The organism is Lachnospiraceae bacterium KGMB03038 (genome assembly GCA_007361935.1).
GTDB lineage: Bacteria > Bacillota > Clostridia > Lachnospirales > Lachnospiraceae > Massilistercora.
The window spans coordinates 1393098-1417168 of record CP041667.1; the positions used below are offsets into that span (position 1 = coordinate 1393098).

At 48.7% G+C, this 24071-nt stretch carries 24 protein-coding genes and 1 tRNA gene; 22 read left to right on the forward strand and 3 right to left on the reverse strand.

All coding sequences use genetic code 11. The features are described from left to right. The first annotated feature begins 9 nt into the window (after positions 1–9). The 21 genes from topA (at position 10) to FND36_06725 (ending at position 20811) form a co-directional block, all read left to right on the forward strand. Positions 10–2097 (forward strand): type I DNA topoisomerase, encoded by a 2088-nt coding sequence (gene topA / locus FND36_06625; GenBank protein ID QDW73736.1) that lies wholly within the window; start codon positions 10–12, stop codon positions 2095–2097. 67 nt (positions 2098–2164) lie between these two features. After that, positions 2165–2947, forward strand: a complete 783-nt coding sequence (gene codY, locus FND36_06630) for a GTP-sensing pleiotropic transcriptional regulator CodY (protein QDW73737.1) — start codon at positions 2165–2167, stop codon at positions 2945–2947. 62 nt (positions 2948–3009) lie between these two features. Next, the gene (locus tag FND36_06635) at positions 3010–3315 is read left to right on the forward strand and encodes a hypothetical protein (protein ID QDW73738.1); all 306 of its coding nucleotides are present in this window, start codon (positions 3010–3012) and stop codon (positions 3313–3315) included. Between the two features lie 116 nt (positions 3316–3431). Beyond that, a complete protein-coding gene (locus tag FND36_06640) occupies positions 3432–3716 on the forward strand; it encodes a co-chaperone GroES (protein QDW73739.1) in 285 nt (94 codons plus the stop codon). Between the two features lie 36 nt (positions 3717–3752). Then, positions 3753–5378: a chaperonin GroEL gene (gene groL / locus FND36_06645; protein ID QDW73740.1), complete on the forward strand. Its 1626-nt coding sequence runs from the start codon at positions 3753–3755 to the stop codon at positions 5376–5378. 112 nt (positions 5379–5490) lie between these two features. Continuing rightward, positions 5491–5982 carry a hypothetical protein gene (locus tag FND36_06650; GenBank protein ID QDW73741.1) on the forward strand — a complete coding sequence of 164 codons (492 nt, stop codon included), beginning with the start codon at positions 5491–5493 and terminating at the stop codon, positions 5980–5982. Between the two features lie 76 nt (positions 5983–6058). Then, on the forward strand, positions 6059–7513 hold the full coding sequence (gene guaB / locus FND36_06655) for an IMP dehydrogenase (GenBank protein ID QDW73742.1): 1455 nt from the start codon (positions 6059–6061) through the stop codon (positions 7511–7513). A 105-nt stretch (positions 7514–7618) separates the two neighbouring features. Further along, entirely contained in the window at positions 7619–10657 is a 3039-nt protein-coding gene (locus FND36_06660) for a DUF4981 domain-containing protein (GenBank protein ID QDW73743.1), read from the forward strand. Between the two features lie 19 nt (positions 10658–10676). After that, positions 10677–11705: a galactose mutarotase gene (locus FND36_06665; GenBank protein QDW73744.1), complete on the forward strand. Its 1029-nt coding sequence runs from the start codon at positions 10677–10679 to the stop codon at positions 11703–11705. Between the two features lie 89 nt (positions 11706–11794). Then, positions 11795–12484: an N-acetylmuramoyl-L-alanine amidase gene (locus FND36_06670; GenBank protein ID QDW73745.1), complete on the forward strand. Its 690-nt coding sequence runs from the start codon at positions 11795–11797 to the stop codon at positions 12482–12484. A gap of 165 nt (positions 12485–12649) precedes the next feature. Then, the gene (locus tag FND36_06675; protein QDW73746.1) at positions 12650–13435 is read left to right on the forward strand and encodes an AAA family ATPase; all 786 of its coding nucleotides are present in this window, start codon (positions 12650–12652) and stop codon (positions 13433–13435) included. After that, positions 13435–13968 (forward strand): YqeG family HAD IIIA-type phosphatase, encoded by a 534-nt coding sequence (locus tag FND36_06680; GenBank protein ID QDW73747.1) that lies wholly within the window; start codon positions 13435–13437, stop codon positions 13966–13968. The genes FND36_06675 and FND36_06680 overlap by 1 nt, the downstream gene beginning before the upstream one ends. 62 nt (positions 13969–14030) lie before the next feature. Next, complete coding sequence (gene efp / locus FND36_06685; protein QDW73748.1) at positions 14031–14588, forward strand: elongation factor P; 558 nt, start codon at positions 14031–14033, stop codon at positions 14586–14588. 155 nt (positions 14589–14743) lie between these two features. After that, a complete protein-coding gene (locus tag FND36_06690) occupies positions 14744–15628 on the forward strand; it encodes a hypothetical protein (GenBank protein ID QDW73749.1) in 885 nt (294 codons plus the stop codon). An 89-nt stretch (positions 15629–15717) separates the two neighbouring features. Beyond that, positions 15718–15789: transfer RNA gene (locus FND36_06695), tRNA-Arg, on the forward strand. A 39-nt stretch (positions 15790–15828) separates the two neighbouring features. Further along, positions 15829–16470, forward strand: a complete 642-nt coding sequence (locus FND36_06700) for a hypothetical protein (GenBank protein QDW73750.1) — start codon at positions 15829–15831, stop codon at positions 16468–16470. Positions 16471–16566: 96 nt separating this feature from the next. Continuing rightward, the gene (locus FND36_06705; GenBank protein ID QDW73751.1) at positions 16567–17271 is read left to right on the forward strand and encodes a branched-chain amino acid ABC transporter permease; all 705 of its coding nucleotides are present in this window, start codon (positions 16567–16569) and stop codon (positions 17269–17271) included. Next, a complete protein-coding gene (locus tag FND36_06710; GenBank protein QDW73752.1) occupies positions 17262–17594 on the forward strand; it encodes a branched-chain amino acid transporter AzlD in 333 nt (110 codons plus the stop codon). The genes FND36_06705 and FND36_06710 overlap by 10 nt, the downstream gene beginning before the upstream one ends. A gap of 134 nt (positions 17595–17728) precedes the next feature. After that, complete coding sequence (locus FND36_06715) at positions 17729–18982, forward strand: PDZ domain-containing protein (protein QDW73753.1); 1254 nt, start codon at positions 17729–17731, stop codon at positions 18980–18982. Positions 18983–19093: 111 nt separating this feature from the next. Beyond that, positions 19094–20332: a serine hydroxymethyltransferase gene (locus FND36_06720; protein ID QDW73754.1), complete on the forward strand. Its 1239-nt coding sequence runs from the start codon at positions 19094–19096 to the stop codon at positions 20330–20332. Between the two features lie 74 nt (positions 20333–20406). Then, a complete protein-coding gene (locus FND36_06725) occupies positions 20407–20811 on the forward strand; it encodes a hypothetical protein (protein ID QDW73755.1) in 405 nt (134 codons plus the stop codon). Positions 20812–20872: 61 nt separating this feature from the next. Here FND36_06725 and FND36_06730 read toward each other — a convergent pair whose 3' ends face one another. The 3 genes from FND36_06730 to FND36_06740 are packed head-to-tail and all read right to left on the reverse strand — an operon-like array spanning position 20873 to position 22038. After that, the gene (locus FND36_06730; GenBank protein QDW73756.1) at positions 20873–21481 is read right to left on the reverse strand and encodes a manganese catalase family protein; all 609 of its coding nucleotides are present in this window, start codon (positions 21479–21481) and stop codon (positions 20873–20875) included. Between the two features lie 3 nt (positions 21482–21484). Continuing rightward, positions 21485–21763 carry a spore coat protein CotJB gene (locus FND36_06735; protein ID QDW73757.1) on the reverse strand — a complete coding sequence of 93 codons (279 nt, stop codon included), beginning with the start codon at positions 21761–21763 and terminating at the stop codon, positions 21485–21487. Then, the gene (locus tag FND36_06740) at positions 21760–22038 is read right to left on the reverse strand and encodes a spore coat associated protein CotJA (protein ID QDW73758.1); all 279 of its coding nucleotides are present in this window, start codon (positions 22036–22038) and stop codon (positions 21760–21762) included. Before FND36_06740 ends, FND36_06735 begins: the two co-directional genes overlap by 4 nt. A 139-nt stretch (positions 22039–22177) precedes the next feature. On the opposite strand from FND36_06740, the gene FND36_06745 reads away from it, so the two are divergent. Further along, positions 22178–24058: a site-specific DNA-methyltransferase gene (locus FND36_06745; GenBank protein QDW73759.1), complete on the forward strand. Its 1881-nt coding sequence runs from the start codon at positions 22178–22180 to the stop codon at positions 24056–24058. Positions 24059–24071 lie beyond the last annotated feature (13 nt).

The following is a 24071-nucleotide window of genomic DNA, read 5'->3' on the forward strand; positions in this document are numbered from 1 at the left end:
ACAAGTTTTATGGCACGTTATCTTGTAATCGTGGAGTCTCCGGCAAAAGTAAAGACAATCAAAAAATTTTTGGGAAAGAATTATGTTGTCACCGCCTCCAACGGCCATGTGCGCGATCTGCCTAAAAGTCAGCTAGGTATTGATGTGGAACATGATTTTGAACCCAAATACATTACCATCAGAGGGAAAGGCGAACTGCTGGCAGGACTGCGAAAAGAAGTAAAAAAAGCAGACCGGGTCTATCTTGCTACGGACCCGGACCGGGAAGGGGAGGCTATCTCCTGGCATTTGAGCAAAGCGCTGAACCTGGAGGATAAAAAGACTTATCGGATCAGTTTTAATGAGATCACAAAAAACGCGGTAAAAGAATCTTTGAAAAATGCCAGAGATATTGATATGGATCTGGTTGACGCTCAGCAGGCCCGCCGTATACTGGACCGGATTGTGGGCTATAAGATCAGCCCCCTGCTGTGGGCCAAGGTAAAACGCGGACTTTCCGCCGGCCGTGTTCAGTCGGTGGCCTTAAGGATCATCGCGGACCGGGAGGAGGAGATCAGCGCGTTTATCCCGGAGGAATACTGGACTTTGGACGCCCAGCTAAAAGTTCCCGGCGAGCGTAAAAGCGTCACTGCCAAATTCTACGGGACCGGGGATAAGAAGAAGACCATCTCTTCCAAAGAGGAACTGGACCAGATCCTGCAGGAGATCCAGGATGCCCGCTATTACGTAGAGGATGTGAGAAAAGGAGAACGGATCAAAAAGACTCCGGTGCCTTTTACCACCAGTACTTTGCAGCAGGAAGCCTCCAAAGCTTTAAATTTTGCTACGGCAAAGACCATGAGGATTGCCCAGCAGCTTTATGAAGGTGTGGATATCAAGGGGAATGGGACGGTAGGTGTGATCACTTACCTGCGTACCGATTCTACCCGGATATCCGATGAGGCGGACGCCAATGTAAGAAGCTATATCGCGCAGCAATATGGAGAGAAGTTTGTTGCTCCCGGAAGTAAAAGCGGTGGGAGCGGCAAGAATATCCAGGATGCTCATGAGGCGATCCGGCCAACGGATGTGGCCAGAACGCCGGCGCAGATGAAAGAGTCCCTTACCAGAGATCAGTTCAGGCTGTATCAGTTGATCTGGAAACGGTTTGTGGCAAGCCGGATGCAGCCGGCCAGATATGAGACTACTTCCGTGCGGATCGGAGCGGGAGACTACCGATTTACGGTGGCGGCTTCCAAGATTGTATTTGAAGGTTTCCGAACGGTATACACGGAAGCGGGAGAAGAGAAGGAAGAGAAGAATGTTCTGCTTAATGGTCTGGAGAAAGGGATGGAGCTCACCAGAGAAAGTTTTGAGACCAAACAGCATTTCACCCAGCCGCCGGCTCACTATACAGAAGCGGCCCTGGTTAAAACATTGGAAGAGCTGGGCATTGGACGGCCAAGCACTTACGCGCCCACGATTTCCACTATCATTGCCAGGCGCTATGTGGCTAAAGAAAATAAAAACCTTTATCTGACTGAGATCGGAGAGGTTGTGAACAATATTATGAAGCAGTCCTTCCCAAGTATCGTGGATGTGAATTTTACCGCTAATATGGAAGGGCTTTTGGACGCCGTAGCAGAAGGAAAAGTGGGATGGAAGACGATCATCGAGAACTTCTATCCGGATCTGGAGGCGGCGGTAGAAAAGGCGGAAAAGGAGCTGCAGGCGGTCAAAATCGAGGATGAAGTAACAGACGTGATCTGTGACCAGTGCGGCCGGAATATGGTGGTCAAATACGGCCCTCACGGGAAATTTTTGGCCTGTCCCGGATTCCCGGAATGCCGCAACACCAAGCCTTATCTTGAGAAGATCGGCGTAAAATGTCCGATCTGCGGCAAAGACGTAGTCTTGCGCAAGACGAAGAAAGGCCGGAAATATTACGGATGTGAAGGAAACCCGGAATGTGAATTCATGTCCTGGCAGAAACCTTCCAAAGAGCGCTGCCCAAGGTGCGGCTCTTACATGGTAGAGAAAGGGAACAAACTTTGCTGCAGCAATGAACAGTGCGGGTTTGTGGAAAATAAAGAAAATTCCGAAAAAGAAGAAAAATAATCGATAAATTCATTGAATGTTTGAGAAATGTATGATAATATAACATTCAAAGGATGGAGGAATGCAGATGAGCGTACAATTATTGGATAAAACCAGAAAAATCAACAAATTACTGCATAATAATAATTCGAGTAAAGTAGTGTTTAATGACATCTGTGCGGTTTTGGCTGAAATATTGAACTCAAATGTATTTGTAGTAAGCAAGAAGGGAAAGGTCCTCGGAGGAAGCAAATACGATACAGTTCCATATATTGAGGAACTGATCGAAAAGGATGTGGGAAAACATATCGATGAAATGTTGAACGAACGTCTTCTGAGCATTCTTTCCACGAAAGAAAATGTCAATCTGGAAACCCTGGGATTCTCGGAAGAGGCGGTGAAAGGCTACCAGGCGATCATAACCCCCATTGAGATCGCGGGAGAGCGGCTGGGCACCTTGTTTATTTACAAGCAGGGAGAGATGTATGAGATTGACGATATTATCTTAAGTGAATATGGAACTACGGTTGTAGGTTTGGAGATGCTCCGGTCTGTGAATGAAGAAAACGCTGAAGAAACCAGAAAAGAACACATTGTACAGTCGGCGATCAGCACGTTGTCTTATTCGGAGCTGGAAGCCATCATCCATATCTTTGATGAACTGGATGGGACAGAAGGAATCCTGGTGGCGAGCAAAATTGCCGACCGGGTGGGGATTACCCGGTCGGTGATCGTAAATGCCTTGCGCAAGTTTGAGAGCGCCGGGGTTATCGAATCCCGCTCTTCCGGAATGAAGGGTACATACATCAAAGTAGTAAACGATTATGTATTTACAGAGCTGGAGCGGATCAAGAAAGAAAAAAACAACTAAGGAAAAGGGTATCGGGAAACTGATACCCTTCCTTGTGAATACGGGAAGGGAGCGAAAACGATATGTATGAGGACTGCCCTGCAAAACTAAAGATGGAACGGATGATTTTAAAAGACGGCTTTTTCGATGAGACAGTCCACCACTGCAAGGTGATCTCGTATCATCCGGAGAGGGAAATGGTCTACTTACTGACGGGAAAGACAGAGCTTCCCGTTTTTTCTCTGGACGCTTTATATACTTGTATAATAGAGACTGAGGAAGAGGCAATCTGCTGCGAGGGACAGATCCGGGAACGCTATTGGAGCAAACTGGGAAGAGTGATCGTGTTCCATATCCAGAATGGATTTTATAAAAATCTCGTAAAGTGAATAAAGGCTGTTGACAAACGAATCAGAGAGTGCTATTTTATATCTAGAGTCTTTTAGCACTCTCTTTTTATGAGTGCTAACAACCCTGAAGATAGATGTTTAAGGAGGCATAAATTATGAAATTAGTACCATTGGGAGACAGAGTCGTATTGAAACAGCTTGTCGCGGAAGAGACAACAAAGTCAGGGATCGTGATTCCTGGACAGTCTAAAGAGAAACCACAGCAGGCAGAAGTGATCGCCGTTGGACCTGGCGGAGTGGTTGATGGAAAAGAAGTAGCGATGAACATCTCAGTCGGACAGACAGTTATCTATTCTAAATACGCGGGAACAACCGTAGAGATTGAAGATGAAGAATATATTATTGTAAAGCAGGATGATATCCTGGCAGTAGTTGAATAAAGCAAAACAGATTATTTATTTAGGAGGCATGCAGCTATGGCAAAAGAAATCAAATATGGGGCTGATTCAAGAGCAGCACTGGAAGTAGGAGTAAATAAACTGGCAGATACCGTAAGAGTAACCCTGGGACCAAAAGGAAGAAATGTGGTTCTGGACAAATCTTTTGGCGCTCCGCTGATCACCAATGATGGTGTGACTATCGCAAAAGAGATCGAACTGGAAGACGCTTTCGAGAACATGGGAGCTCAGTTGATCAAGGAAGTGGCTTCCAAGACTAACGACGTGGCAGGAGACGGCACAACCACAGCTACCGTTTTGGCGCAGGCAATGGTACATGAAGGAATCAAGAATCTGGCGGCGGGAGCAAATCCGATCATCCTCAGAAAGGGAATGAAGAAAGCTACAGATACAGCGGTAGAAGCGATCGCTAAGATGTCCAGCAAGGTTACCGGCAAGGAGCAGATCGCGAGAGTCGCGGCGATCTCCGCTGGTGATGAGGAAGTAGGCGAGATGGTAGCGGATGCTATGGAAAAAGTTTCTAACGACGGCGTGATCACCATCGAAGAATCTAAGACGATGAAGACAGAACTGGACCTGGTAGAAGGTATGCAGTTTGACAGGGGCTATGTTTCCGCGTATATGGCTACCGATATGGATAAGATGGAAGCAAATCTGGAAGATCCATATATCCTGATCACAGACAAGAAGATCTCCAACATCCAGGATATCCTTCCGCTGCTGGAGCAGATCGTACAGTCCGGCGCAAGACTTTTGATCATTGCTGAAGATATCGAGGGAGAGGCTTTGACCACTCTGATCGTCAACAAACTTCGCGGAACCTTTAACGTAGTGGCTGTAAAAGCTCCCGGATATGGAGACAGAAGAAAAGAAATGCTCAAAGATATCGCCACACTGACAGGCGGACAGGTAATCTCCGATGAGCTTGGCATGGATCTGAAAGAGACTACTATGGATCAGCTTGGACGGGCGAAATCTGTAAAAGTCCAGAAAGAGAACACAGTGATCGTAGACGGACTGGGAGACAAAAAGGCAATTTCTGACCGGATCGCTCAGATCAAAGCTCAGATCGAGGAAACAACTTCTGATTTTGATCGGGAGAAACTGCAGGAAAGACTTGCGAAACTGGCAGGCGGCGTTGCTGTGATCCGCGTAGGCGCGGCTACCGAGACAGAGATGAAGGAAGCAAAACTTCGTATGGAAGACGCTCTGGCAGCAACGAGAGCGGCGGTTGAGGAAGGAATCATCGCCGGCGGCGGTTCCGCGTATATCCACGCGGCAAAAGAAGTGGCGAAACTGGCGGAGAATTTGGAAGGCGATGAGAAGACGGGCGCAAGAGTCGTTCTGAAAGCGCTGGAAGCGCCTCTGTTCCATATCGCGGCAAACGCGGGACTGGAAGGCTCCGTGATCATCAATAAGGTGGCAGAGTCTGAGGCAGGCATCGGATTCGATGCTTTGACGGAAGAATATGTAGATATGGTAAAACAGGGAATCCTGGATCCTGCAAAGGTTACAAGAAGCGCGCTGCAGAACGCTACCAGCGTTGCCTCTACACTGCTTACGACAGAATCTGTTGTGGCAAATATCAAAGAAGAGACTCCTGCAATGCCGGCAGGCGGCGGAGCAGGAATGGGTATGATGTAATCCGCTCTGCGCAGATGAAATTTTTGAAAACTCCCCTTCAGGGGAGTTTTCTTTTTGTGCCAAAATGTGCTACAATGGTCTAAATCAATAGTTTGGTTTGGAGGAAATAATAATGAGTGACTATTATACAGAACAGCTGATCAAAAAGCAGACAACCATGAAGGATATATGTATCAAAGCGCTGCTGGTATCATTGGCGATCGTATCCGTTCTGGTGATATTCCTGTTCCCGCTGGGGATCATTGTTCCGGTGGCGGTAATTGCCGGAGTGGTTTTCCTGTTTAGGAGATTGGATGTGGAGTACGAATATCTCTATGTGAATGGAGATTTGGACATTGACAAGATCATGCATAAGGCAAAAAGAAAACGGATCTTCTCTATGAATGTGAACGATCTGGAGGTTCTTGCTCCGGCGGACTCCGGAGATCTTCGGCAGTATCAGAGGGCCAAAACCTATGATTACACTTCTGGTTCCGGCCAGGGACGGATCTACGCTCTGGTAGTGACGGAACGAGGACAGACGAAGAAAATTCTTTTTGAGCCAAACGATACGATCATTGAGGGATTCTATCTTCTGGCGCCCAGGAAAGTGGTCCGTGGATAAAGAAGTGGTTGACAGACTAAGATGGAATTCGTTATTATAGCATTTATAGTACGAACAGAGAAAGAGAGGGAATATCATGGGAAAGATTATCGGAGAGGGAATTACTTTTGACGATGTGCTGCTGGTTCCGGCTTATTCAGAGGTGATTCCTAATCAGGTAGATCTGTCTACCAATCTGACAAAAGCGATCAAGCTCAATATTCCGATGATGAGCGCTGGAATGGATACGGTGACGGAGCATAGAATGGCCATAGCTATGGCGCGCCAGGGAGGAATCGGAATTATCCATAAAAACATGTCCATCGAGGCCCAGGCGGAAGAAGTAGATAAAGTAAAACGTTCTGAGAATGGAGTTATTACAGACCCCTTCTATCTTTCGCCAGAGCATACATTGGAGGATGCCAATAATCTGATGGCGAAATTCCGGATTTCTGGCGTGCCGATCACAGAAGGAAAGAAACTGGTGGGGATCATTACCAACCGTGACCTGAAGTTTGAAGAGGACTTCTCTAAGAAGATCAAAGAGTCTATGACTTCAGAAGGGCTGATCACAGCGCCGGAGGGAATCACTTTAGAGGAAGCAAAACGGATTCTGGCGAAAGCAAGAAAAGAAAAGCTTCCGATCGTAGATAAGGATTTCAACTTGAAAGGACTTATCACCATCAAGGATATTGAGAAACAGATCAAATATCCTCTTTCTGCTAAGGATGGACAGGGAAGACTTCTGTGCGGAGCCGCGCTTGGAATTACCGCTAACTGCCTGGAGCGGGCGGCGGCCCTGGTAGAAGCGAAGGTGGATGTGGTAGTCATGGATTCCGCTCACGGACATTCTGCCAATGTACTGCGTACGGTGGATATGGTGAAATCCAAATTCCCAGAGCTTCAGGTGATCGCGGGGAATGTGGCTACCGGAGCAGGCACAGAGGCACTTATCAAAGCAGGCGCGGATGCGGTCAAAGTCGGGATCGGGCCAGGGTCTATCTGTACGACCAGAGTCATCGCCGGTATTGGCGTTCCTCAGATCACGGCCGTTATGGATTGCTATGAGGCGGCAGATAAGTATGGCGTTCCGATCATTGCCGATGGCGGGATCAAGTATTCCGGAGACATGACAAAGGCTATTGCCGCGGGAGCCAATGTATGCATGATGGGAAGTATGTTTGCCGGATGCGATGAGAGCCCGGGGACCTTTGAACTGTATCAGGGAAGAAAATATAAAGTCTACCGTGGAATGGGCTCCATCGCCGCTATGGAGAATGGAAGTAAAGATCGGTATTTCCAGACCGACGCAAAGAAACTGGTGCCAGAAGGCGTAGAAGGCCGGGTGGCTTACAAAGGCAGCGTGGAAGATACGGTTTTCCAATTGATGGGAGGCTTACGTTCTGGTATGGGCTACTGCGGCGCGGCAACGATCGAGGATCTGAAGACAAAGGGACAGTTTGTGAAGATTTCCTCCGCATCGCTGAAAGAAAGCCATCCTCATGATATCCATATTACAAAAGAGGCGCCAAATTACAGTATCGAAGAATAGATCAAAGACAGTCGATCAAAACGGGACCGTCAGGACAGATGAACCAGCCCGAAAGGGGATCTTGTCCGGGGTCCCGTTTTTTCTGCGGGAGGAGGAAGTGTGAAGATGAAAGCGGAAAAAGCGGAAACCGCCTGGCTGGAAGACCCGGAAGTGTTTGAAGTAAATAGGATCCCAGCTCATTCAGATCATAGATTTTATGAACAGACAGAAGAAGCTAAGAAGGAAATCCCGATGCCTCTGAAGCAGAGTTTGAATGGAGAATGGAGGTTTGCCTGGGCGTCAGATCCAAAGAAAAGGCCGGGAGACTTTTACAAGATGGACTTTGACCACAGCGGTTTTTCTAAGATCCAGGTACCGGGCCATATAGAGACCCAGGGATTTGGGCGGAACCAATATGTGAATTCTATGTATCCCTGGGACGGCGTGGAGGAACTGCGGCCTCCTAAGGTGCCGGAGAAAGCCTGTGCGGTGGGGTGTTATCTGCGCTGTTTTACCCTCAAAGAAGATCTGAAAGGGAAGAGAGTGTTTGTGTCGTTTCAGGGAGTTGAGACGGCTTTCTACGTATGGCTGAATGGAGAATTCATCGGATACAGCGAGGACAGCTTTACACCGGCGGAATTTGAATTGACGGATAAGCTGGCGGAAGGCGAGAATAAGCTGGCTGTGGAAGTTCATCAAAGGAGCAGCGCAAGCTGGCTGGAAGATCAGGATTTCTTCCGGTTCTCTGGGATCTTCCGGGAAGTGTTCTTGTACGCGGTGCCCAGGACGCATATCCGGGATCTCTTTGTGAAGGCGGGGCTTCAAGAAGACAATCGGACGGGGATCTTGCGCGCGGCCGTAAGTCTGGAAGGAGAACCCGGCTGTCAGATCAGGCTGCGGCTTTGCGATGAGACGGGGAAGACACTTTTTGAAACAAAGAAAAAAGGAAAAGAAAAATTGGAGTTTTGGACAGAGGTAAGCGGGATACAGCCTTGGAGCGGCGAGATCCCATGTCTGTACCGGCTTTTCCTGGAAGTTGAGGGAGAAGAAGGAGGAGGTATTGAGACGGTGTCCCAGCGCATCGGGTTCCGGCGGTTTGAGATGAAAGAAGGGGTGATGTGCCTGAATGGAAAGAGGATCATTTTCCGGGGAATCAACAGGCATGAGTTTCACGCCCGGAGAGGCCGGGCGATCACAAAGGAAGATATGCTCTGGGATATCAGGTTTTTGAAATCCCATAACATTAACGCGGTAAGGACTTCCCATTATCCCAACCAGAGCTTTTGGTATGAGCTGTGCGATGAGTATGGCATATATCTGATCGACGAGGCAAATCTGGAAAGCCATGGTTCCTGGCAGAAGCTGGGGAACTGTGATCCGTCCTGGAATGTGCCGGGAGACTGTCTCAAATGGCGGGGAGCGGCGCTGGACCGGGCCGCTTCCATGTTCCACAGGGATAAAAATCATCCGTCTGTTTTGATCTGGTCCTGCGGAAATGAATCCTACGCGGGGAAAAATCTGGAAGCAATGTCAGAGTATCTGCACAGACAGGACGATACCCGTCTGGTTCATTATGAAGGGGTGTTCTGGAACCGGAAATACAGCCATATCAGCGATATGGAAAGCAGGATGTACGCAAAGCCGGAAGAGATTGAGAAATATTTAAAGTCTGATCCTAAGAAATCCTATATCAGTTGTGAGTACGCACATTCCATGGGCAATTCCACTGGCGGTCTGTGTCTTTATACAGCGCTGGAGGACCGGTACGACAAGTATCAGGGAGGGTTCCTCTGGGATTATATGGATCAGGCTCTGTACCGGATCAATGATCAGGGAGAAGAAGTGCTGTCCTATGGAGGCGATTTTGACGACCGCCCTACAGATTATGAATTCTGCGGAAATGGCATCTTGTTCGCGGACCGCGGACTTTCGCCTAAGGTTCAGGAAGTAAAGGCCCTTTATGCCCCTCTTAGGATCTATCCTGGAGAGAAGGAGGTAAAGATCCAGAATCGGAATCTGTTCCAGGATACTTCCGGATACTATTTTGACTGCCGGCTGATGCGGGAAGAGAAATGCCTGTATCAGACTACTGTTTGGGCAGTGATCGCGCCAGGGCAGACTCAAAGGGTTCCCGTGGACGTTCCATGGCCGGAGGCTCCGGGAGAGTACGTGTTCCAGGTAAGCGCAAAGCTTGCGGAGGATACCCTCTGGGGGAAAAAGGGAGAGGAATGCTGTTTTGGGCAGAAGATCTGGAAGAAAAAAGCTGGAAATGAAAAGGGGAGCAGAGGCGGCGGCCCCATCGAAGTGATCCGGGGAGACGTAAATATTGGGGTAAAAGGGAAGGGATTTTCCGCTCTTTTCTCTAAGGCTCAAGGAGGAATCGTCTCTTTGTGTTATCAGGGAAAGGAGTATCTGGCCGGGCCGCCGGAATTAACGTTCTGGCGGGCGCTTACGGACAACGACAGAGGCGCGGGGCTGGGATTTGACTGCGCGCCCTGGATGACGGCGGGAAGATTTGCGAAACACAGCAAGACCCAAATAAAGGAAGAAGAAGGAAAAGTCACGCTTACATTTGTATTTTTACTACCCCGGCCTCTTGAGACGGAAGCGGAGGTGGAGTACCAGGTGGAAACAGGCGGCAGAATCCGAGTAAAGGCTGTTTATCACGGACGGCAGGGTCTTCCCTGTCTTCCGGCTTTTGGAATGGAGTGGAAATGCAAGCGGGACACCAGATGGTTCCGATACTATGGGTATGGACCGGAGGAAAATTATAGAGATCGCAGAGAAGGAGCAAGACTGGGAGTCTTTGCAGGCAGCGCCGATGGGAACCTGTCTCCCTATCTAAGACCGCAAGAGTGTGGGAATCGAACGGGAGTCAGATGGTTGGAACTGGCGGGAAGAGAGGGGGCAGGAATACGATTTTCCGCGGCGGACGCCCCCTTCGAGTCCAGCGTCCTGCCCCATTACACCCTGGAACTGGAGACAGCCTCCCATCAGGAAGAGCTGCCCATTCCTCATTATACCTGGCTGCGGATCCTGGCAGGCCAGATGGGAGTGGGAGGCGACGACAGCTGGGGAGCCCCTGTGCATAGCCAATATCTTCTGTCTTCCGAGAAAGACTGGAAGACAGAGTTTGTAATAGAACAAAAAGGAATCCATAATTGATGAAAAAGGAGGAAAGGCAATGGCACAACTGTTCGGAACAACGAAAAAGGGAGAAAAAAGCTGGATTTACAGGATGAAGAATCAAAAAGGGATGGAAGTCCTGGTCAGCGATTACGGAGCTTCTATCGTAAGTCTGTACGTGCCGGACCGGCAGGGGCATCCCGTTGACGTGGTGCTGGGATATGACAGTGTGGAAGGTTATGAACAGGGGACATTGTTTTTTGGCGGTGTGATCGGAAGAGTCGCCAATCGGATCGGAGGGGCCCGGTTTTTGTTAAATGGGAATACCTATCCGTTAACGGCAAATGATCACGGAAATACGCTCCATGGAGGCCGGGATTTTACCAATCAGAGAATCTGGGAAACTTTGGAAGCAAAGGAACAGGAAGTGACTTTTTCCCTGGTGAGCCCAAATGGAGACCAGGGATTCCCAGGAGAGGTCCAGATCCAGGTGATCTATGCGCTGACAGACGACAATGAACTAAGGATCCGCTATCAGGGAAAGGCCAGGGAAGATACGGTTTTGAATCTGACCAATCACAGCTATTTTAATCTGGCGGGGCATGCAAGCGGCAGTGTAGAGGATCAGGAAGTCCAGATCCAGGCGCAGGCATTTACCCGGACAGATGCCTGTTCGATTCCTACAGGAGAGTTTGTTCCTGTGGATGGGACACCTATGGATTTTCGCAGGAGAAAGAAGATTGGAAAAGAGATAGAGGAAGATTATGAAGCCCTCAGCCTGGCGGGAGGTTATGATCACAATTATGTATTAGACGGCGTTGGATTGCGCAAGGTGGCGCTGATGTATGCCCAAGAGACGGGGATTGCCATGGAGGTTTCTACAGATCTTCCGGGGATGCAGTTTTATACCGCCAACTTTGTCGCGGGAGAGCGGGGCAAAGAAGGGGCTGTTTATGAAAAGAGAAGCGGAGCCTGTTTTGAGACTCAGTATTTCCCGGATTCTGTGAACCAGCATTCTTTTGAGACACCGTTGGTTCGGGGAGGGGAAATGTATGATACGGTGACGGTATACCGGTTCGTATCATGAAATTCTTACAGAATCTTAAGTAACTCTTCAGATTTTAGGGGGAAAATTGTGATAGAATAGTTCCAGAAATACGAACGGAGCGGGTATGAATGAAAAAGAAGGGGTACAAAAGAATCAGCTTGGCGCAGCAAAAGAGAAGAATGCGGCGAAATATCCATCTGGGCATCATGATCCTGATTTTTGTGTTATTGGCTGTGGGAGTCCTTAAAATAGCGAAACCAGACTGGTTTGGCCGTGGATATTTTGAACTGACGGGAGAAAAGATCGATGCGTCAAAGCCGGAAATTGATGTGGAACTTTTGACGGTGAATCCTTATTCCAGACCAGGAACGGAAACCGACCGGATCACAGGGATCGTGATTCACTATACAGCGAATCCGGGAGCGACAGCTATGGAAAACAGGAATTATTTTGAAGGACTGAAAGACAGCCACACAACCAGGACCAGCAGTAATTTTATTGTGGGCCTGGACGGGGAGATCGTTCAGTGCGTGCCTACCTGGGAAGTGGCTTACGCTTCTAATGACCGGAATCATGACACGGTATCTATCGAGTGCTGTCATCCGGATGAAAGCGGAAAGTTCAATGAAGCTACTTATCGTTCCATGGTACAGCTTAGCGCCTGGCTCTGCCTGAAGTTCGATCTGGGACCGGAAGATGTGATCCGCCACTACGATGTAACCGGGAAGAACTGTCCGAAATACTTCGTAGAAAACGAGGATGCCTGGAAGCGGTTCCGAAGCGATATCCAGAGCGCCCTGGACGAGAGCGCGGAGTGATCAGGCAAAAGAGAAAGCGGGGAACAGGTTTTGAGAAAGAGATAGACAAGTACCTTGCGCAGTCTGCGGAATACTGGTATAATACACAGGCGGCGCTCAATGGATCAGGCGCTGTCCCCTTTGCGGAAAGAGCGAGAGAGTAAGAGCAGGAAATGGGAGAAAAACATGAATGATTTAGAAATGTATAGGGAACAGCTGGCGCTTTGCGATGATAAGGTCATCGACGCGCTGGTGGAGAGAAACGCGATCGTAGAAAAGATCATGTCTTACAAGGAAGAATACGGAATGTCGATCCTGCAGCCCCAGCAGGAAGAAAAGCAAAAGCGGCGGCTGGAGGAAAAATTAACGGATAACAAATATAAAGAAGAGATTTATGACGTTTTCCGCTGTATCTTAAAAAACAGTAAGCGGATACAGGCTAGGAAGCTGTTTGATTATAATATTGTTTTGATCGGATTTATGGGAGCTGGAAAGTCTACCGTATCCGATTATCTGAGCACCATGTTCGCTATGGATATTGTGGAAATGGACCAGGTGATCGCGGAACGGGAAGAGATGAGCATTACCGATATTTTTGAGACTTATGGAGAAGAATATTTTCGAAATCTTGAGACAGAGCTTCTCAAAGAGATGCAGAACGGGAAGAATACCGTTATCTCCTGCGGGGGCGGCGCGGCGCTGAGAAGCCAGAATGTGGAAGAAATGAAGAAAAACGGAAGAGTAGTGCTCTTGACCGCAAGTCCGGAGGTAATCTTCGAGCGGGTAAAAGATAATGATGAAAGGCCGATTCTGGAAGGAAGGAAAGGTGTGCGGGAGATCGCGCAGCTTATGGAAGAGCGCCGGGAAAAATACGAAGCGGCGGCAGATATCGTGGTGAATACAGACAATAAAACGGTGCTTCAGGTCTGTGAAGAACTGGTACGGCGCCTGATGGAAATGGATGGAGAATAATGTTTGAGAGATTTTTCCCTGACCGGTATGTGGCATCTACTTATGTTATTGATTTTGAGAAACTTTATGAAAAAGGGTTCCGGGGCCTGATTTTTGATATTGATAATACGCTGGTCCCCCATGGGGCGCCGGCGGATGATCGGGCAGTAAAACTGTTTGCGGGACTTAAAAGGATCGGTTTTTGCTGCTGTCTGATCTCCAATAACCAGGAGCCCAGGGTAAAGATGTTTAATGAGAAGATCCAGGTGGACTACATTTATAACGCGCACAAACCTTCTGTGAAAAATTACCGGAAGGCAATGGAGATCATGGGAACAGACACAAGCAATACAGTTTTTATCGGAGACCAGCTTTTTACCGATGTCTGGGGGGCAAAGCGGGCCGGGATACCCAGTATCCTGGTAAAACCGATCCATCCAAAGGAAGAGATCCAGATTGTGCTGAAGCGCTTTCTGGAAAGGATTGTCCTGCGCTCTTATGAGAAAAGCCAGAAGAAAGAAAAAAAGGTTGAAAAAAGCCGAAATCTATTATAGAATGAAAAGAGTGAGTAAGAACGTAAAATGTGCGGTGTTCCGCACGATTAAGGAGGATTATAATGGTATCAGCAGGTGATTTTAAAAATGGTCTTACCGTAGAGATTGAGGGAACGGTATATCAGATTCTGGAATTTCAGCACGTAAAGCCAGGGAAAGGCGCGGCTTTTGTTCGTACAAAGCTGAAAAATATCATCAACGGAGGTGTGGTTGAGAAAACCTTCCGTCCGACAGAAAAGTTTGAGAACGCTCATATCGACCGGAAAGAGATGCAGTATCTCTATAATGATGGAGATCTGTATTATTTCATGGATACAGAGACGTTTGACCAGATTGCGGTCAATGCGGATACAGTCGGAGATTCTCTGAAGTTTGTGAAAGAGAATGAGAATGTAAAAGTAAGCTCTTACCAGGGAAGCGTATTCGCGATCGAGCCGCCGCTCAACGTAGAATTGGTGATCACAGAGACAGAGCCGGGATTCAAGGGCGATACAGCTCAGGGAGCCACAAAGCCGGCGATCGTAGAGACAGGGGCTCAGGTAATGGTTCCGCTGTTTGTTGAGCAGGATGATAAGATTAAGATTGATACCCGTACCGGAGAGTATCTGTCAAGGGTATAGAGAAAATGTCAAAAAAGCCTTGCATTTTATGCAGGGCTTTTTTATAATCAAAACTACCATAATATTCTTGTTTTGATTTCAAAATATCTCAGGCAGAATTCCTGCAATATTCCTAAGAAAGCAAAAGACGCGCCGCCTATTAAGAAAGGAGATCTATGACTTATTATCAGTTTGTACGGGCGGTAGAAAAGAAAGTAAAGTCACAGGTAAAAGAAAGCCACGCGGTCCATATCCATACAGCGCAGAAAAATAACGGGGTATGGAGAAAAGGGCTGACCATTGAGGAGAAGGGGATCAATATCGCGCCGACGATCTATCTGGAAGAGTATTACCAGCAGTTTCAGCGGGGAAGCTCTCTGGAAAGCATTGCGGCTGATATTATGAATCTTTATAGCGAACTGCGCTTTCAAACACCCTGGAAGAGTGAGAAATTAAAGACCTATGAGGAGGTCAGAGAGAAAATCGTCTATCGCCTGATCAGCAGGGAAAGAAACCAGGAATTATTGACAAGGGTTCCCTATGTGCCTTACCTGGATCTTGCCGTTGTGTTTGCGGTTATCCTGGAGATCAGCCAGCATGGGATCGCAACCATGTTGATCCAGGAAGAACACTTAAAAGAATGGGGCATTGACCGGGAAGAAATATACCGGAGGGCCAGTGAAAATACCTGCCGGCTGCTTCCTGTGGATTTTCAGACCATGGGCGCGGTGATCGAGGAATTGACGGCGGTTCCCCAAATAGAGGACGAACTGAACATGTGCGTGCTGACGAACCGGATGAAGAATTACGGGGCGGCCGTTGTGCTTTACAAGGGAGAGCTTGAAGCGGTGGGCCGGATGCTGGAAGAAAATTATTATCTTCTGCCAAGCAGCGTACATGAGATGCTGATCCTGCCGGAGTCCTGCGCGCCAGAGGCGGAAGAACTGAACCAGTTGATCGTGGAGATCAATGAGGCGGTGGTAGACCCGGAAGAAGTCCTTGGGGATCACGCGTATTATTATGACAGAGAGAAAAATGAGGTTTGCTGGGAAACAATATAAAGACTATAAAAAATTCTCTCCAGGATTTTCTTTACTTTATGTAAAATTTGTGGTAGTATAACTAAGGCGGTTTTAGAAAGCCGCCATACGCACCCGTAGCTCAGGGGATAGAGCACCGCCCTCCGGAGGCGGGAGCGGCGGTTCGAATCCGCCCGGGTGTGTACCTTTAAAAAAGTGCATAGTACGCGGAGGTAGTCTTTATGAAAGGAAGACAGAAGGGCTGCCGTAAACGCCGGACAAGTATTCAAAGAAGCCGTGTAACAACGGCTCTTGTGATTCTTGCGCTGGCGGTTGGGGTGGCAGGTTTTTGTCTTACCGAAGAGAAAGAGCAGAAGATACGCAGGACAGGCAGTATCGAAGCGGTCAAGATCAAGATTTCCGGGCGGGAGAGTATGGCGCTGAATCCATTGCGCCAGGAAGAGGAAGATTCCAAGATCCGTACTGCTGTAAAGAACTACTACCAGGAAGAAAAAGCAAAAGAAGATTTTGTGGAGGCTTATGAAGATATCCAGGTCTATACAAAATACGGAGCGTACAAAGATACATATGTGGCGTTTGTCAGATATGGAATGAAGATCAAAGATATTTATACAAAGGTACCGGGACTGGAAACACTGTATGTAGAGAAGAAAATGGACAGTGGAGATTACCAGGTCTTGACGGAGAATCTGGACGAGGATACCAAAGATTATATACAGACGGTGGCTGAGCATGAAGATGTAAGAGATCTGTTTGCTCAGATGGAGGAAGAGTATCAGAAGGCGCTGCGGTCCGATGCCCTGCTCAGGGAAGCGCTGATGGATCTGCAGAATGCTTATGAAGGTTCCGCCGGAAATGAATGAGAAATGAAAGAGGATCAGGTCCTGCAAAGGGTCTGATCCTTTTCGCGGTTTTTGGATGCTGTTGAGATATGGAGAGGAAGGGAAGAGAAGAGACAGATGGGTTATAAACAGGCGTTTAAAAAAGCGTTCCCCTATACCATACCGGTTCTGACCGGATACTTATTTATTGGGATCGCATTCGGCGTGATGTTCGCGGAAAAGGGATATTCTTTTCTTTGGGCGGTTTTGATGAGTGTTTTGGTCTACGCCGGATCGGGGCAGTATCTGGCGGTGAATTTTTTCGCGCCAGGCGTGTCGCTTCTGCAGGTGTTTTTCCTTACGCTGATGGTCAATGTACGCCATATTTTCTACGGGATCTCCCTGCTTGAGAAATTTCACAGTATGGGTGGGAAACGCTGGTACATGATCTTTGGATTGACGGACGAGACCTATTCTCTTTTGTGTACTACAAAAGTACCGGAGGGAGTGGAAGAGGATAAATTTTTATTTGCGATCTCGCTCATGAATCAGTCCTACTGGGTCATTGGGTCTGCCATTGGAGGCTTAGCGGGGGCTATGCTTCCGGTCAACTCGGAAGGAATTGATTTTGCCATGACGGCGTTGTTTGTGGTGATCTTTGTGGAACAGTGGTTTGAGAAAAAGAACCGTCTTCCGGAGATGATCGGAGTGGCGGCGGCTTTTGTATGTTTACAGATCTTTGGAGCGGACGGGTTTGTGCTCCCTTCCATGCTTCTGATCGTGCTGGTTCTTTTTGTTGGAAAGACCAGAATGGAAAGGCAGGTGGATGAAGCATGCCAGTAAGTGTGGGAATGTCTCTTTTGATCATTCTGGTTGTGGCGCTTACCACTTTTGGCACCAGAGTAGTCCCTTTTTTGATCTTCCCCAAGGGGAAAGAAGTGCCGCCGGTGATCCAATATCTGGGAAAAGTGCTGACTCCCGCGGTCATCGGGCTTTTGGTGGTCTATTGTCTGAGAGAAACGCCGGTGCTCGCGGCGCCTTACGGGATTCCGGAAGCCTCCGCGGTAGCGGTCACGGCGATCCTGCATGTATGGAAGAGGAATAATCTTTTGAGTATTGGTGTGGGAACCGTGCTCTATATGTTTTTGATCCAGGTTGTTTTTTGAGTTTTAAAATCTGATTTAATTGTTTTGTCATGGTTTCATCACAATTTGAACACAATTGAAAGTTAAACTACTCTATGTAAACGGAAAAGGATAACTGTCCAAAGCAGGACAGATCATGAAGGGAGATAGAGTTTATGGATAACCAATATACGTATTATACACAGAATCAGGGGAATTCCCAGAATTATAGCGAACCAGAGAAGAAACCGGAGAAAAAGAAGAAAGGTGCTCCCAGGTGGCTGAAAGTAGTCTGCCTGGCATTGATCTTTGGCGTGGTAGCAAGCGCCGCCTTCCAGACCAGCAATATCGTGGCGGGCAAGATCCTTGGAACGTCCGGAAGATCTTCCGGTGGAAAAACCGTGGAAAGCGCTCAGCTGACCACAAGCTCCGGCGGCACGACGGATTCCAATGTGGCAGAGATCGCGCAGAACGCAATGCCCTCGGTCGTTTCTATTACGAATATGAGCGTACAGCAGGTGCAGAATTTCTTTGGCGGAGTGCAGGAACAGGAAAGTACCAGCGCAGGTTCTGGAATCATTATCTCGCAGACGGATACAGAGCTTCTGATGGTGACCAATAACCATGTGGTAGAGGGGAGCGATACGCTGACGGTAACATTCGCGGATGGAGAAAGCGTGGAGGCAAACATCAAAGGAACCGACTCGGCGAAAGACCTTGCTGTGATCGCGGTCAATCTGGACAACATCAAAGATTCTACCATGGAATCGATCGCGGTGGCTCAACTGGGAGATTCCAGCAAGATCCAGGTAGGCGAGCAGGCGATTGCCATTGGAAACGCGCTTGGGTACGGACAATCTGTGACGACAGGGATTATTTCAGCAACGGGCAGAGAGCTGGAAGGGTTTGATATCGGCCTTCTTCAGACAGATGCGGCTATCAATCCCGGCAACAGCGGCGGCGCCCTTCTGAACGCCAACGGTGAAGTGATCGGAATCAATACGGCAAAAGCGGCCAGCACGGAAGTAGAAGGTATGGGATACGCCATCCCGATTTCTGAGGTCAGCGATGTCATCACCAACCTGATGAACCAGGAAACGAAAGAGAAGGTGGCGGAAGACGAGAGAGGTTATCTTGGAATTGAAGGCGTGGACGTAACCGCGGACAGCGCCCAGATGTATAATATGCCGGAAGGCGTTTATATCGCGGGTGTGAGCGATGGAGGCGGCGCGCAGAAGGCGGGCCTTACGCAGGGGTCTGTGATCACCGGGCTGAATGGGACCACCATTGACAGTATGGAGACTCTGCAGGAACAGCTCCAGTATTATGCCGCGGGGACTACGGTAGAAGTGACAGTCCAGGTTCCGGCAGACGGCGGAAGCTATGAAGAGCAGACAGTGGAAGTTACACTTGGAACAAGCGCGCAGTAGTGTTATAATACAATTACACGAAAATGCTGTGTGTGAGCAGAAAGAAAGGACGGCGGCCAGCAGGCGTGCTGTCCTTTCTCTTTGCGCAGGATAACAGGAGGTGGAGCTAATATGTATGATCTGGATATGATCAGGGAAACAGACCCGGAAGTGGCGGATGCGGTGCAGGCAGAATTTGAGAGGCAGAATTCTCATATTGAACTGATCGCCTCGGAAAACTGGGTGAGCAAAGCGGTGATGGCGGCGATGGGAAGCATCCTTACTAATAAATACGCGGAAGGATATCCGGGAAAGCGGTATTATGGCGGATGTCAGTGTGTGGATGTGACAGAAGATCTGGCAAGAGAAAGAGCGAAACAATTATTTGGCTGCGATTATGCCAATGTACAGCCTCATTCCGGCGCGCAGGCTAATCTGGCCGCTTTTTTCGCGATGCTGGAACCGGGCGACAAGATCCTGGGGATGAACCTGGATCAGGGAGGGCATCTGACCCACGGATCTCCGGTCAACATTTCCGGGAAATATTTCCAGACTTCTTTTTATGGAGTGGATGACAGAGGATTTCTGGATTATGACCAGATCAGAGAGACGGCTCTGCGGGAGAAGCCTAAAATGATCATCGCGGGAGCCAGCGCCTACGCAAGAATCATTGATTTTGAGAAGTTCCGCAAGATCGCGGATGAGGCAGGCGCTTATCTGATGGTGGACATGGCTCATATTGCGGGGCTGGTAGCGGCGGGGCTTCATCCAAGCCCGATTCCTTATGCCGATGTGGTGACTACAACTACTCATAAAACGCTGAGAGGGCCAAGGGGAGGAATGATCCTGGCAAATAAAGAGGCGGCTCTGAAATTCAAGTTTGACAAGGCGGTATTCCCGGGAATCCAGGGGGGACCTTTGGAGCATGTGATCGCGGGGAAGGCCGTCTGTTTCAAAGAAGCGCTTCAGCCAGAGTTTAAAGAATACCAGAAGCAGATTCTGAAGAATGCCCAGGCGCTGTGCGAAGGGCTGTTAAAAAGAGGGGTAGACCTTGTGTCCGGCGGCACAGATAACCATCTGATGCTGGTTGACTTAAGCAGAAGAGAAGTAACAGGGAAGGATTTGGAGAAACGTTTGGACGAAGCCCACATTACCTGCAATAAAAACACGATTCCAAATGAAAAGCGTTCCCCATTTGTCACCAGCGGAGTGCGTCTTGGAACACCGGCGGTGACTACGAGAGGCATGAAAGAGGAAGACATGGATGTGATCGCGGAAGGGATCGCCCTGGTCATCCAGAGTGAGGATAATGTGGAGAAAGTCAGAGGGCTGGTGAAAACACTGACAGAGAAATACCCACTTTTTTCGTAGAAATTTTGCCATTTTTATCTGTGTGTAGTATAATCGACATATAAATTACGTTGAGGAGGAGGCATAAGATACCAATGAAGTGTCCGATATGCGGTCAGCAGTTAAGACCAGGGAAAAAGGATCCCAACTATCTGTTGTGCTATCACTGCAAGAAAAAGTTTAAAGCACCATCCGGCGCCCAGGAGAATGAGAGGCGCGGTGAGCAGAAGTATTCCAACATCCCGCCCAAGCACGTCCGCCAGAAGAGAGAGGACGAAATGAGAAAAGCATATGATGATATGCTTTCCATTGACGATGGCCGGGGGAAAAAGAAGAAATCTCAGCCGCAGCCTAAGAAGACCAGGCGCAGGCAGGAGATTGAAGATGATTATTACGATGATTACTATGAGGAGGAGAAACTATCAAAGGCGCCGGTGATCATCCTTGGGATCGCCATCGTTGTTGTGGCTGCCGTGATCGTATATCTGTTGATCCGGTAAAACGAGAAAATAAAAAAGCAGGAGACGGACATGTCGCTGTCTGTCTCCTGCTTTCCTTGGGTTACCGGCAGTTTTTGTTATCAAACGCCGGATTAAAGGCGTAGAAGTTCCTGCTGTCCAGCTTATCCTGGACGATCCGGAGACCTTCTCCAAAACGCTGGTAATGGACGATCTCCCGTTCCCTTAAGAAGCGGATAGGATCGCAGATCTCCGGATCTTTGACCAGCCGGAGGATATTGTCGTAAGTTGTGCGGGCTTTTTGCTCCGCGGCCATATCCTCATGCAGGTCGGTGATGGGATCTCCCTTGGACTGGAAATAAGTGGCGGTCCAGGGCGTGCCGGAGGCGGCTTGGGGCCACAGGGCCAGGGTATGGTCCACATAATATTTTTCAAAGCCGTATTTCTCGATTTCTTCCGGGGTTAAATCTTTGGTGAGCTGATAGACGATAGCGCAGATCATCTCCATGTGGGCCAGCTCTTCGGTCCCGATATCTGTCAGAAGCCCGGTCACTTCTTTATAAGGCATAGTATACCGCTGGGACAGATAGCGCATAGAGGCAGCCAGTTCTCCATCCGGCCCGCCAAACTGGCTGATGATCACCTGGGCGATCTTGGGATTGGTCTGGGAGATTTTTACAGGATACTGCAGCCGTTTCTCATAATTCCACATAAATCAACATCCCCCTTCCTGCCATGGCCACGGCTCGTTGATCCACATCCATTGGGCCTCGGGCATACATGTGGTATCTGCGGTGTCTATGGTCAGAGGACCGTAACATTTCGCGAATTCTTTCAAAGCCTGGACCCGCTGATCCTTCATGTCCTGGAAATAATCCAGGGCCTCCCGGCAGTCCGGGTGAGAGTCCAAAAAGAGCCTGGCATCGTCAACGGCAAAGCTGACTACATTGATCCAGTCTAACATTTCTTTCCTGCTTCTTCTTGCTTCATTCATCTGCGGCAGCCTCCCATCCCCTGAAATGGTTTGTTTAAATCTTCAAATATGGTACCGCGGCAAAATCCCTGCCTCGCATCGCAGAGACTGCCCCACTCCTGCCAGGGAACATAAGCCATGGCAAGGGGCATCCCGGCGATCGGGTCTCTTGGGGAGCAGCCCGCATTTTCCGCTCTGTGATTGCGGTTGGGATAAACGGAAGAGGAGGCGGACTGGTTTCGCCCGCATCCGCCCCGCCTTATATAATCCTGCGAATGATAGCGGCAATTTGGCATATCTATTCTCCTTTTAAAAATATTTGCACTACTATAGTATGGAAACTGACGGAAATTGTGCCGAACTGACCGGGATTTTGCGATTGTATTTCAAAAGATTTTGTAATATACTGAAACAATATGGAGGGCGAAAGAAAAGATGTTGAGTAAGGCAGAGAAGGATTATCTGATCGAATTGATCGAAAAAGGAGAACAGATCCCGGAAGATTTCCGCTATAAATTATTTCCGGTGAAACACGAAGAATATGAGCTGGCCTATGCAGGCAAGATGCGAAGAGAAGATCTGTTTGCCAACGACGACGGTTCTTTTCCGGTCCCGCTCCAGGCAGAGCAGATGTTTGGCGGCGCTTGGGAAGAGGAATGGAGAAACCTGATCGTTTCCGGGGATAATCTGCATTTTTTGAAAACCATATATAAAGACGAAGATCCATTGATCCGCGGGAAAGTAAAAGGAAAGGTGAAATTGATCTATATTGATCCTCCCTTTGCTACCACCGATGAATTTCAGAACAAAGAAGGGGCCAAAGCCTACAACGATAAGAAAAAAGGGGCCCAGTTTGTAGAATTCTTAAGAAGGCGTCTGCTGCTGGCGCGGGAGATCCTGTCCCCGGACGGCAGCATCTATGTCCATCTGGATCAGAAGATGAGCCACTATATCAAGGTGCTTATGGATGAAATTTTTGGAAAGAATCATTTCCGCAATGAGATCGCCTGGTGTTATACCGGTCCTTCCCAGGCGGGGAATTATTTTCCAAGGAAGCATGATACCATCTTGTTTTACAGCAGGACCGCCAATAATGAATTCTTTCCTCCCAGGATCAGCCACAAAAGCGGGGTGCATAATAGCGGGCAGCTGTTTGGGGCTTCCGCTGAGGGGGAAGGAAAGAAAGAAGAGATGGAAAAGCAGGGGAAAAAGGTAGAGGACTGGTGGGTGGATATCTGGTCCTGCGACCGGTACCGCGGCGAGCTGGCAGGGTACCCTACCCAGAAGCCGGAAGAATTATTGAAGCGGATCATCCAGGCTTCCACCAAAGAAGGAGATCTGGTGATGGATTTCTTTGCGGGTTCCGGAACCACCGCGGTGGTGGCGGAGAAACTTTCCCGCCGCTGGATCTTATGCGATGTGGGGAAACTGTCTTACTATGTCTGCCAGAAGCGGCTCTTAAAAATCGCGGAGGGCAGGAATCTTCTCAGCAAGGCCAAGAATCCCCCAAAATACAAGAAAGATGCCCGGCCGTTCATGACCTGCACATTGGGGACCTATGACCTGAAGGCGGCTTTGGATCAGGAATTTGAGAAATATAAGAAATTTGTCTCCGGTCTGTTTGACATTGATCTGGAAGAATACAAGATCGGAGGATATGTGTTTGACGGCCGTAAAGACGGCTGCCCGGTAATCATTTTCGATTACCAGAGATTCCAGGACGCAGATGTGGACGAAGTCTTTCTGGAGAGTGTGAGCCGCCATGTGGGCCGGCGGATGGCCGGCGGACGGGTTTATATCGTAGCGCCCAAAAACCGGTTTGATTTTATGACGAATTATGAGGACATAGGCGGGGTCCGTTATTATTTCCTGGATATTCCCTACAGTGTGATCCGGGAACTGCACCGGGAGGAGTTCCACAGGTTCCGACAGCCAAGGTCCAAAAGCAAGGTCAACGAGATGGAGGACGTGGTAGGGTTTTCCTTCCAGCGGCGTCCGGAAGTGGAGAGTACTGTGGAAACAGAGAATGGAAAGATCCTGCTTACAGTCACAGACTTCCGCTCGAAAGAGCCCCGGTCAGAGAAGACGGCGGAAGAGAAAAAGATGTCTGGATTTGATTTCCTGGCGGGAATTTTTATTGATGCGGATTATAATGGGAAAGAATTTATCCTTTCAGACGCTTTCTTTGCGGACGATCTTAAGACAGAGGATGGGACTGTCAGGATCGAGCTGGAGAAACCAAGGGAAGCGAAAGAGATCATGGTGATCTACACAGATATCTTCGGAAACGATACAAAGGGAAGGTATGTGCTGTAAGGAGCAGAAACAA